This is a genomic window from Mycobacterium sp. NGS66, from assembly GCF_059812225.1.
On record NZ_JCALCG010000015.1, the window covers coordinates 167,443 to 178,517 of the forward strand.

11 protein-coding genes and 1 pseudogene are annotated in these 11,075 nt (G+C 63.1%); 1 reads left to right on the forward strand and 11 read right to left on the reverse strand.

All coding sequences use genetic code 11. The annotated features are described in order from the left end of the window. Positions 1 to 143 precede the first annotated feature (143 nt). The 6 genes from AC5Y2L_RS23735 to AC5Y2L_RS23760 all read right to left on the reverse strand — a co-directional run bounded on the left by AC5Y2L_RS23735 (position 144) and on the right by AC5Y2L_RS23760 (position 6,565). The gene (locus tag AC5Y2L_RS23735) at positions 144 to 1,250 is read right to left on the reverse strand and encodes an NDMA-dependent alcohol dehydrogenase (RefSeq protein ID WP_012394825.1); all 1,107 of its coding nucleotides are present in this window, start codon (positions 1,248 to 1,250) and stop codon (positions 144 to 146) included. A gap of 46 nt (positions 1,251 to 1,296) precedes the next feature. After that, positions 1,297 to 2,913 (reverse strand): fatty acid--CoA ligase, encoded by a 1,617-nt coding sequence (locus AC5Y2L_RS23740; protein WP_016889190.1) that lies wholly within the window; start codon positions 2,911 to 2,913, stop codon positions 1,297 to 1,299. 48 nt (positions 2,914 to 2,961) lie between these two features. Next, on the reverse strand, positions 2,962 to 3,372 hold the full coding sequence (locus tag AC5Y2L_RS23745; RefSeq protein WP_016889191.1) for an SCP2 sterol-binding domain-containing protein: 411 nt from the start codon (positions 3,370 to 3,372) through the stop codon (positions 2,962 to 2,964). 261 nt (positions 3,373 to 3,633) lie between these two features. Then, positions 3,634 to 4,836: an NAD(P)/FAD-dependent oxidoreductase gene (locus AC5Y2L_RS23750; RefSeq protein WP_012394828.1), complete on the reverse strand. Its 1,203-nt coding sequence runs from the start codon at positions 4,834 to 4,836 to the stop codon at positions 3,634 to 3,636. After that, entirely contained in the window at positions 4,833 to 6,173 is a 1,341-nt protein-coding gene (locus AC5Y2L_RS23755) for a cytochrome P450 (protein ID WP_046188902.1), read from the reverse strand. Before AC5Y2L_RS23755 ends, AC5Y2L_RS23750 begins: the two co-directional genes overlap by 4 nt. Before the next feature lie 71 nt (positions 6,174 to 6,244). Beyond that, on the reverse strand, positions 6,245 to 6,565 hold the full coding sequence (locus AC5Y2L_RS23760; protein WP_012394830.1) for a 2Fe-2S iron-sulfur cluster-binding protein: 321 nt from the start codon (positions 6,563 to 6,565) through the stop codon (positions 6,245 to 6,247). A 162-nt stretch (positions 6,566 to 6,727) separates the two neighbouring features. On the opposite strand from AC5Y2L_RS23760, the gene AC5Y2L_RS23765 reads away from it, so the two are divergent. Continuing rightward, positions 6,728 to 7,693: a helix-turn-helix transcriptional regulator gene (locus AC5Y2L_RS23765; protein WP_046188922.1), complete on the forward strand. Its 966-nt coding sequence runs from the start codon at positions 6,728 to 6,730 to the stop codon at positions 7,691 to 7,693. Positions 7,694 to 7,762: 69 nt separating this feature from the next. Here the strand turns inward: AC5Y2L_RS23765 and AC5Y2L_RS23770 are convergent. The 5 genes and pseudogenes from AC5Y2L_RS23770 to AC5Y2L_RS23790 all read right to left on the reverse strand — a co-directional run. Further along, positions 7,763 to 8,188: pseudogene (locus AC5Y2L_RS23770) on the reverse strand (IS1380 family transposase); the annotation flags it as partial. A 147-nt stretch (positions 8,189 to 8,335) separates the two neighbouring features. Next, positions 8,336 to 8,914 carry a TetR/AcrR family transcriptional regulator gene (locus AC5Y2L_RS23775; RefSeq protein WP_172827193.1) on the reverse strand — a complete coding sequence of 193 codons (579 nt, stop codon included), beginning with the start codon at positions 8,912 to 8,914 and terminating at the stop codon, positions 8,336 to 8,338. Between the two features lie 92 nt (positions 8,915 to 9,006). After that, positions 9,007 to 9,918 (reverse strand): alpha/beta fold hydrolase, encoded by a 912-nt coding sequence (locus tag AC5Y2L_RS23780; RefSeq protein ID WP_012394833.1) that lies wholly within the window; start codon positions 9,916 to 9,918, stop codon positions 9,007 to 9,009. After that, positions 9,918 to 10,355 carry a PaaI family thioesterase gene (locus AC5Y2L_RS23785; protein WP_041325313.1) on the reverse strand — a complete coding sequence of 146 codons (438 nt, stop codon included), beginning with the start codon at positions 10,353 to 10,355 and terminating at the stop codon, positions 9,918 to 9,920. Before AC5Y2L_RS23785 ends, AC5Y2L_RS23780 begins: the two co-directional genes overlap by 1 nt. A 53-nt stretch (positions 10,356 to 10,408) precedes the next feature. Beyond that, on the reverse strand, positions 10,409 to 10,933 hold the full coding sequence (locus AC5Y2L_RS23790; protein ID WP_008256180.1) for a TetR/AcrR family transcriptional regulator: 525 nt from the start codon (positions 10,931 to 10,933) through the stop codon (positions 10,409 to 10,411). Positions 10,934 to 11,075 lie beyond the last annotated feature (142 nt).

Sequence of the window (11,075 nt, forward strand, 5' to 3'; positions counted from 1 at the left end):
CCTATGGCGATGGGGCACATTGACTTTCGATCGCTAGTCCTGCATCAACACGTCAACGGTAAGAGCCACAGACGCGCAGCACTCAACCGTTGTACTCAGCTCGCTTGCTCCCGTGGTCGCGCTCCCGCGCTTCGGCTGCTTTATCAGAATCGGATGAGTCCTCGGATGTTGCGGCCCGATCGCATATCCGCGTAGCCTTCGTTGATCTGATCGAGGGTGTACTCACGGGTGATCAGCTCATCCAGCTTGAGGTGTCCGGCGTTGTAGAGCTCGACGAGCCGCGGGATGTCGTGGGCGGCGTTCGAAGAACCGTACAGAGCGCCGCGGATCTGCTTTTCATACAGCGTCAATTCCAGCAGTGAACCCGACATCGAGGTGTCTTCGGGGTGCCCGATCGCGGTAACGACCACACGGCCGCGTTTACCGACCAAGGACAGCGCCTCGCCGATGTAGGACCCTTCGGCGACATCGGTGGTCAAGACGCAGACATCGGCGAGTTTGCCGCGGGTGATGTCACTGATCAGTGACCAGGCCTCGTCGATCGTGGCAACGGCATGCGTCGCACCGAAACCGCCGGCTTGTTCACGCTTGAACGCCACCGGATCGACAGCCACGATGTTCAACGCGCCCGCGATGCGGGCACCCTGAATCGCATTCATGCCGATGCCACCGGCTCCGATCACCGCCACGGTATCCCCGGCACGCACCTCACCGGTGCGCACCGCCGACCCGTACCCGGTCGTCACACCACACCCGATCAACGCCGCCTTGTCCAGCGGTGTCCCCTGGTCGATTTTGACCAGAGACGCCTTGGGGACCACGGTGTATTCCGAGAACGTGCCCAGCAGGCACATCTGGCCGACGTCCTCACCCCTGGCATGGAAACGGTAAGTGCCGTCGATCTGGGGTCCCATCATGAGCGCGGCACCCAAGTCGCACATGTTCCCCATCCCCCGCGCGCAATAGGAACAGTGCCCGCACGACGGCAGGAACGTCAGGATCACCGAATCGCCCTCGGCGACGTTCTCGACACCCGCACCCACTTCGACCACGGTGCCGGCACCCTCGTGGCCACCGACGACGGGCAGCGGAATGGGCAGGTCGCCGGTCACGAGGTGTTCGTCGGAATGGCACAACCCGGTCGCGGTCAGCTGGACGAGCACTTCATCGGGGCCGGGAGGATCCAACTCGATGTCCTCGACTTCCCACTTTTCTCCTAGGCCCCACAGCACTGCAGCACGTGTCTTCATGTGTGTCTCCTTAACGTCAGTGTTTCGGTCGCAGTGGATTGATGATTCACGCCAGCGTCTCGATGATGAGGTCACCGTCGGCGAACTGGCGGCGCAGCTTCTTCTTGTCGAACTTGCCAGTGGAAGTCAGCGGAATGTCGGTGACGAACGCCCACCGTTCCGGTAGCCACCACTTGGCCACCCGCGCACGCAGAAATTCGGTCAGCTCCGCCGCGGTGGCGGTGCGGTCGGCAGCCAGGACGACCACCGCCAGCGGCCGTTCCTGCCACTTGTCGTCGGGCACTCCAATCACCGTGGCGGTGCGCACCGCAGGGTGAGCGGCCAACTCGTTCTCCAATTCCACCGAGGAGATCCATTCGCCCCCGGACTTGATGACATCCTTGGAGCGGTCGGTCAGCGCGATGAGCGCGTCCGCGCTGATCGTCCCCACGTCCCCGGTACGCAACCACCCGTCCGGCGACGCCGCCGGACTGTCATTCTCGTAATACGACTGAGTGATCCACGGGCCGCGGACTTGAATCTCCCCCACCGATTTTCCGTCCCACGGTTGTTCTGCACCGCTGTCATCGACGATGCGGGCCTGCACACCGGCCACCACCCGGCCTTGGGTTGCGCGCAGGTGAAGCGACCTCTCCGGGGTATCAGAACTCCGCGGCAGAGCGACCGAGGCCAGCGGGGAAGTCTCAGTCATCCCCCAAGCCTGCACAATGCGGATGCCCAGCTCGTCATAGGCGGTCATCAACGACCGCGGAACCGCCGAACCACCGCAGGCCACCATCTTCAGCGAACTCACGTCATGGCCAGGATTGTCGCGCAAGTAATGCAGAACATCGGTCCAGATTGTCGGCACCGCCCCCGCCATCGTCGGCCGCACCGCCTCGATCATCTCCACCAAAGGCCCCGCCTGCAGGAAACGGTCAGGCAGCAGAAGCTGCGCGCCGGCCATCATCGCCGCATACGGCAACCCCCACGCGTTGGCGTGGAACATCGGAACGATCGCCAACACCGTGTCGTCATGACCGATGCCCAAGGCATTCGAGGTGCACGCCGCCTGAGAGTGCAACCACGTCGAACGATGGCTGTAGACAACACCTTTCGGGTGCCCGGTGGTACCGCTCGTATAGCACATCGCTGCAGCCGACCGCTCATCGACATCGGGCCACTCGAACGTACTCGACTGGGCGGCCACCACATCGTCGTACCGTAGGACGTCCTTTCCGCACCCCTCGACCGCGGCAAGATCGCCGGTTCCGGTCACTAGCACCGTGCGCACCGAGGTCATCGACGGCAACGCCGCCGCCAAAAGGGCAAGCACCGTACTGTCGACGATGATCACCCGATCCTCGGCATGATTGGCGATCCACGTCAGCTGTTCCGGCGGCAGCCGCAGGTTCAACGTATGCAGCACCGCGCCCATCGACGGCACCGCCGCGTAACAGTCCAGATGCTCCTGGTTGCTCCATTGCAGCGTCGCGACACGCTCATCTCCACGGATGCCGATCTGGCGCAAAGCATTTGCCAACCGTGCCGCACGCTCACCCACCTCGCGATAGGACACCCCAGAGATCTGCCGGGGTCCGCGCGCAGTCAGCACCTCGCGATCGCCATGGACTGCCGAAGCATGGGCCACGATCGCGGGCACAGTCAACGCAACGTCCTGCATCGTGCTCCTCATCGCACACCCGCCCTACAGCCCGCGGTGAGGCGAGGGTCACGCATCGATGAGGTCCTGCCGATTCTGGCTCTCCAGCATCAACCGGTACTCGGGGAACAGGTTCTTGGCCTGCGGGATCAACTTGATCAACTTCGGCACCGGACCTTTCGCACGTACCGTTCCCTTGGCCATCGCCATCGTCAAGTTCACCTTCCCCAACCAGAACTTGTTCCCCGTGTCTGCCGACATGAACAACTCCACGTTGGGCACCGCGGTACTGGCCGCTCCGGTCTCCACCACCTTGTTCGGCATGTCCACCGTCACAACCGCATCCGGATCTGTGTAATGCACCCGCAACACCACACCCGAATTCGCGAGCTTGTCCGCCAGACCCTCCTTCTCCAAACCCCGCCGAAAGATCCCGCCCAGGAAGGCATAGACCTCGTCCTCGTCCCTAAATACCGCCACCGTCAACCTCAACTAACCTCATTGTCAGAACAGAACAGAACAGAACAGGCACCGACTTCTGACGCTGCTCCTCCGGAAAGAATCGTCATGCTCGTTGGGAAACCCCACTAGGTCCTGATGCGCTGCGCCAAGGCGACCGCCGGGCAGCCGCTAGCGTTCCTTTGCCAGCGGGGCTGGATGGCAATTGTCACTGAAGTACCTCTCCAAGACACGCGTCGCATCCGCCGTCGTCGTTCCCACCGCCTACGCACCGCCGGCACCTCAGTCCGAGCCGGCGAGCACCAGTTCGGCCCGTTCGACGGCGACTTGCTGCGTGATGACCCGCTTGCTGAACATGAAGTCGCGGGGACGGTTGATGCAGTCGGCGGCAAGAAGCTCGCCGGCACGGAGGTAGAAGCAGGTGAAGTCGCGCTCCCGGGTCGGGTCGCCGCTGAGGACGACCTCGTCGTACCCGGTGTTGAGACCGGCGATCTGGAGCTTGAGGTCGTATTGATCTGACCAGAACCATGGAAGGGCCGCTATCTTCTTGGACTTCCCACAGACGGTCGCGGCGGCGACCTTGGCCTGCTCGGCCGCGCTCGGCACGGACTCCAGGCGGATGCGACGGCCGTAACGGGCCATGTCGTGGCTGGCGCAGTCCCCGGCGGCCACGATGTCGGGGTCGCTAGTCCGGGCCTGATCGTCGATCACGACGCCGTTGTCGACGACCAGGCCCGCGGTGGCGGCGAGCTCGGTGTTCGGCTCCACGCCGATGCCGACAATGACGAGGTCGGCGGGAATTGATTCGCCACCGGCCAGGATTACTTCGCGGACCCTGCCGTCGCCGGACAGAGCCTCGACCAGCGTGCCCGTCCGGATGTTGACGCCCTCCTCCCGGTGGATCCGGTCGAAGAACTCCGATACCTCCGGGGCGGTGACCCGTTCAAGGACGCGCCCGGTCGCCTCGAGCAGGGTGACCTCCAGACCCAGTGCACGCAACGAGGCGGCTGTCTCCAGTCCGATGTAGCCGCCGCCGACGATCACCGCCCGACGCCCGGGGCCGGCGGCCTCTCGGATCATCTCGCCGTCCGCGGCGGTGCGTAGGTAGAAGACTCCGGCCAGGTCCGCTCCCGGGGTGGGGAGCCGACGAGGCCGGGCGCCAGTGCACAGCGCGAGCTTGTCGTAGGGCAGTGCGTCGCCGGTACTCAGCACGACATGACCAGCCGAGCGGTCGACCGCCGCCACCGTCGCATCCAGGAGTCGGATCCGCTGCTTGGCGTAGAAATCCGAGTTGCGGATCGCGAGTTCGGCCAGTTCGCATTTGTCGGCCAGGTACGACTTGGACAGCGGGGGCCGCTGGTAGGGCAACGCCGACTCATCGCCGACGAGGACGATTTCGCCGTCCCACCCTTCTCGGCGAAGACTGGCGGCGAGCTGGGTGCCCGCGTGGCTGGCCCCCGCGATGACCGCTCGCTGCACGGTCATGCGCCACCTTTCGGGGTGAGGCGGACCATCAGCTTACTGATCCCCCTCACGAAGTTGGACTGCACGTACTCGGGCTCACCGACGACCTCGATGTTCTCGAACCGCGGAAGCAGCTCCTCCCACAGGATCCGCAACTGCATCTCGGCCAGCCGGTTACCCATACAGCGGTGCACGCCGAAACCGAAGGAGATGTGGTTACGGGCGTTGGCCCGATCGATAATCAGGTCATCGGGCCGATCGAACACGCGCTCGTCGCGGTTGCCCGAGGCGTACCACATCAGGACCTTGTCGCCCTTGCGGATGAACTGCCCGTTGAGCACAGTGTCGGCCTTGGCGATCCGGCGCATATGCGCGAGCGGGGTTTGCCACCGGATGATCTCCGAGACCATGTTGGGGATCAGCTCGGGGTTCGCCTTCAGCTTCTCAAACTGGTCAGGGAACTCGTTCAGCGCCAGAACACCACCGCTCATGGAATTGCGGGTCGTATCGTTGCCACCCACGATCAGCAATACCAAGTTGCCCAAGAACTCCATCGGGCGATCGATCAGGTCCTTGGTGCTCTCGTCGCTCTGCAACATGGTGATCAGATCGAAGCCGGGCAGCTCTCCGGCAGCTGTCCGGGCTGCCTTGTCCCGCCAGTGAGCGCTGAGACCTCTAGCCATATCGACCATGCCGCGAAATATCTCGTCGTTGTCCGAGGGCCCACCGTTGGCTTGCTCCATGGAGGTGGCGAGATCGGACCATTGGACGAGCTTGCGCCGCTGCTCGAACGGGAAGTCCAGCAGCGTGGCCAGCATGCGCGCGGTTAGCTCGATCGAGACGTGCTGCACCCAGTTGAACGGTTCGCCAAGCGGCAGAGCGTCGAGCACGTCTACCACCCGCTCGCGGATGAGGCCCTCCATCTCACGCAGGTTCTTCGGTGCGACCACACCCTGGACAGCCTGCCGTTGCCGGTCGTGTTTTGGGGGGTCCATCGCGATGAACATCGCAATGTCGAGGAAGCGCGGCGGGCTCCCGATGACGATGAACGGCTCGGAGGAGAAGACCTCGTGGTTCTTGTCGACGGCCACGATGTCGGCATGCCGCGTCACCGACCAGAACGGGCCGAACGCGCTGTGGGCCTGATAGTGCACGGGAGCCTCGTTGCGTAGGCGCTCGTAATAGGACTTCCAGCGACCCTGACGATAGAGGAAAGGATTGCTAAGGTCGATGTCGGTCAGTTCAACCTCGTCAGCCGGCGGGATCGGTCGCTCGATGAAGATTTTTTCACCGTTGGTGCCGGTGACCCAGCGCCGCGTTCTGTCGTAGAGGTGGGCGCCCTGGATTATTCGGTCCATCGGAATTGTTGCCTGAGCCTTGGCAGTGACTGCCTCGCGAATATTGCTCACGTCTCACCTCTCTTTCGTCATCACAGTTGGAACTCGGGCAGATGGACGATCAAACCGTCCCACGCCTCAGAGACCTGCATCTGGCAGGACAGCCGGGAGGTCGGCTGACGCTCGGGGTTCATCGCGAGCATCTCCTCTTCATTGGCCCCGGAGAGGCCGACCCGATCGGACCATTGCGGATCGACGATCACATGGCAGGTGCCGCACGCGGCTTCGCCTCCGCAGTCGCCGTCGATGCCGGGCACCGCATTGTTGGTCGCGACCCGCATCAGTGACTGACCTTCCTCGAGAGGCGCCTCATACTTCTCGCCGCCGTGGGAGACAAATGTGACAACTGCCATAGCCAGGCTCCTTGCGTGTCCTCAGTTACTTGACACAAGTCTTGCGCCAGATGAGCGCTGCGGCTATGTTCGCCGGAGTCAGAAACTTGTGATTTCGGCTCAAAGGGGCCATGGTCAGTGAACCCCAATGACGCGGGTGTGCCCCCACTCGCATTCGTGCAAATGCTCGAGAGCCCGGCGTTTGACCCAGACGCCGTCGCGCGGCTTCGCAACATCATGGCTCGCGAAGGAACCGACGAGGCGACGCTGATTCAGCGTGATATCCAGGCCCCGTTACGGTGGTTTCGTGAGGCGTACCCCGGTCTAGACATCGATCAGGCAACGCTGCTCGGATTTGCGTTAGCCGAACAGGCACAGTTGACGTCCTTCGGCCCGCTGAGTGTTCCGCTGGTCAGCGCGGGCTCAGTGGCCGAGATCGTAGAGCTGCTGACTTATCTGCCGTTGATCACGACGGCTGTCAAAGCACAGTTTCATCCAGATGACCAAGGCCTCACCGTCGGGCTCTGGGGACACACCAGCGATCGTGCCCTGGACTGCCTCGCCGTCACGTACGCCGGGTTGGCGTTGTTGCGACTGCTGGACATGCTCGTCCGTGCGGCGCCGACCCTCACACTCCACTTGAGTTGGCCAGCGCCCGCCGCCTTGAAAGATCGCGAGGACGACCTTACCGCCGGGCGCCTGTTCTTCGACGCTCCGATGTCCTTCCTCCATGTTCCCGCGGACACGCTCAACGAGGTGTGCCGGTTCTCCGATCCCGTCGCATACCGACTCGCCATCGTCGATCTGCAGCGAACTCTCGACCAGCGGAGCGAAACCACGTCGTTCTCGGAGAAGGTGAGACGGCTGCTGCAGAAGGAGCCCGGACGCCGAAGTAAACATTGGTTCGCACATGAGCTGTCGATGTCCACCAGCACACTCAAGCGGCGCCTCTCCGAAGAGGAGACCACCTTTCGCGAGTTGCGCCAAGCATTCCTGCGCGAGCGCGCGATGCTGCAGCTACTCGACCGATCCCTATCGGTGAGTGAGATCGCCACGGATCTCGGATACAGCGACCTCGCCAACTTCTCACACGCCTTCAAGCGATGGACCGGCCGCTCTCCGAGCGAGTTTCGGCTCTCACCACATTGAGCTGTCCCGGCGGGTCCGGAGATCCCGACCTTTGCGGCGTCTTTCTGCAGCGTCGCCTCTCCCCGGGTGTTCGATGAAGGCCCGAGCCTGCGCGCCGGGCAGCAGATTCACCCGGTCACACAAGCCGGCCAGATGCTCGGCCAGCACCGAATCCAATTGGCGGGCATAACCGAAAGTGAACTCCCGCAACAGCGTTCCCATCGTTGACGGGGGATACACCCGGCGGAAAAAGGGTTTTTATGCCGCCAGCGCGGACCAGGTCGACATCATCGATGTAATCCGCGCCCGCGTACATGCTCGCGATCAGGGTGGCCAGTTTCGGAGCCGGATTGGCCGACCTCGACTTGACCCTGGGAGCTGCGATGTGAATCTTGTTGGCCAACAACTCCGATAGGCCTGCCTGCTCAGCCAGCGCCATCACCGGCACCAGGCCCGCGCACGACACCAGATGTCCTCATCGAACACATCGGACCGCGGGGTGAACGTGTGGGACACTCGCGCCGGAAGTGCCGTTCTCGAACTGGACCGATTGTTGCCTGAACAATATCAATCTTCCCAGCTCAGAACGCACTTTCCTTATCCCGACACCCCGACAAACAGTCCATTGTCAGTGGATCGAGGCTAAGACCGCTCAAGTCACAGCTATCTATAGCCAACGCCGAGGTAGCGGAGCGCCACCCGCGAGATCCGCGCACCCGTGGTGGCGATGTCCGCGGAGGGAAGGACGACGTGACTCACGGTGAGCCGCACCAGAACGTCTGCGACCTCCTCGACGTCTTCGGAGTCGAGATCGGCGAAGTGGTCGTGAAACCACGCGACCAAAGCCGCGGAGGAGAGCTGGAGCAGGGACGCCGATGTCGGCAGGAGAGGAAGAACGCCCGTCGTCGGCGCACCGGCGCGATCATCCCCTGAGTGGCTGGACGTCAGCACCGACTTCAGGAGCGGACTGGCTTCTGCTTCACGCAGGGTGAACCGCACCGCTGCGGTGATGCCGCCCTGAACGTCGCCGGTGTGTTCGGCGAGGATGGCGTGGATACCCTCCAGGAAGCGCTGACCCTCGGCCACCACGAGCGCGTCACCAAGTCCCTGCTTATCGCCGAACTCCTTGTATAGCGTCGGTCGGGAGACGCCGACAAGTTCGGCGACCTCACTCACTCGGACTTGTTCCCAGCCCTTCTCAATGGTGAGTTCCCGTGTCGCCCTCAAGACCTGCTCGCGGATATGTCGGCGAAACGACATCCGCGCCGAATCAGTTGGCATACGAGCAGAATAGGTGGCGAACTGGGATCTCCCGCGCAGCCCGACGACTGGCGTCAAACGGTACGGTCGAGAAAGTCGACGACCGCCGTCGAGAATGCGTCGTTGTTGTCGCCAGCAACCATGTGGCCCGCGCCCGACACGTCAACGGTTTGCGCGTGGGGAACCAAGGTGAGGAAATCCTTCACTGTCTCTTCGGAGACTATGTCCGACAGCAGGCCGCGGACCAGCAGCGCCGGCGCGGACACCTGTCGCGCGCCATCGACAAGGAATGCGCTCATCATCTCGAACTCCTCTGCGCCGTCGTCTGAATCACTCTGCAGGAACTGAAAATTCGACGTCGCAAACGCCGGATCCCATCGCCAGGCCCAGCGACCGTCTCCACGTCGGCGGAGGACTTTTTGAAGGCCGTCGACGTTTTCGGGGCGAGGGCGGTGCGGGTTGTAGGCGGCGATCACGTCAGCGGCCGACTCTAGGCTGTCGAAACCTTCGGGATGGGCCGACATGAACGATAGGACTCGGCGGGCGCCGTGCATCTGCATTCGCGGAGTGATGTCAACCAGGACGACGGCCTGCCATAGCTCCGATGGGGCGAGCAAGTGCGTGCCGAGGATGGTCAAACCGCCCAACGATGCCCCGATCGCGGCAACTGGGCGGGCGGAGCCGGCGTACGCGCGCACGGCCAACAGGTCGGACCCCAGCCGTTCGATGTCATAGCGTCCGTCTGGATCCCAGTCGCTGTCACCATGTCCCCTTGCGTCGTAGGCGGCAACGGTGTAGCCCCGCTGATGCAATCGTTGGGCGGTGACATCCCAGGCGTGCCGGCTCTGACCACCGCCGTGAAGGAGCAACACGACCGCCCGCGGTCCGTCACAGCGGTAGAAGTCGACCGCCAGCGAGAGCCCATCCACCGTGGGCACGCGCTCGACGACAGGAGCGGACGAATCATGTGCTCTGTTTGCAGACATCAAGAGATGGCCTTCGGTGCGACGACGGTGACGGTGCCCTGCGCCGCACACACCGCTCTGCCGTCGTTGCAGATGTCGATACGTGCCACACCGCTGGTTCTGCCCAGCGAGATGATCTCAGCCGTGGCTACACAGGTTCCGCTGGAGACTGGACGAAGCAAATTCAGTTTGAACTCCGTCGTCGCGACCCAGGATCCCATCGGAATCACGGGATAAAACACCACTCCAAGGCAATGGTCGACCATGGCCGACAAGCAGCCGCCATGCAAGTTGCCGAAAGGCGTCTTCAGGTCGTCGCGTGCGTCCATCTCCGCGACGAGCCGTCCAGCAGTGAATTCAGTGTGCCGGAAGCCGAGGTAACCGGCCAGCCCGCCCGTGGTTTCTGCTGCGCTCTGCAGTTGTTCAGCGACCTGCTGGTTGAACGCGGTGAACTGCACAGACATGTCCGGCCTCCTACCTCAGCTGTGGTTGAGACATTACGCCTTGTCTGTCACATCGGTCGACAATGGTCGCTCGCCAGGATTGCGGGAAGGAGAAACCTTGAAAGAAATGTCCGGAGCCCGTCACGACTGCGCTCCCGCGGTCCTCGAACAGTCAGCAGGCTCAGTATCGTGCGGAGAACCCACTCGGCGGCGTCGTCGACGGAGACGCCCGGTTCTACGTAACTCCAGTGTCTCCTGAAGATGGGACGGAGAAACTCGGTGACGAGTTCGAAGAGTGACGTCGAGGTCCCCGCCGCGAGGCCAACGCCGGCGAGTTCCTCGTCGCTGCCGAACAACAATCCGATGATCTCTTCGCGGCGCGCGGCCTCAACTGTGTATTCCACGAAATCGACGAGAGCGGAGCCCAGATCGGTGTGCTCCGCGATCCGGGGGTTGATGCGATCGAGATAGCGCTCGGCGGCGCGAATGATGACGCCCGACATCACCGCCTCCCGATTAGGGAAGTAGCGATACACCGTTGCCCTGGAGACACCCGCTGTTCTGCCGATGTCCTCCATGGTCGTGCCTACCACGCCGCAACTCTCTAGGCACCGCTCGGCAGCATCTAGCAATCGGTCGCGAGCGGAATCACGATCTGACGGCGCGGCGGCACCCCATCGCACCAACTTCGTCGACACAACAGCCAGTATGCCGCGGGCGCACACCATTGTGGCT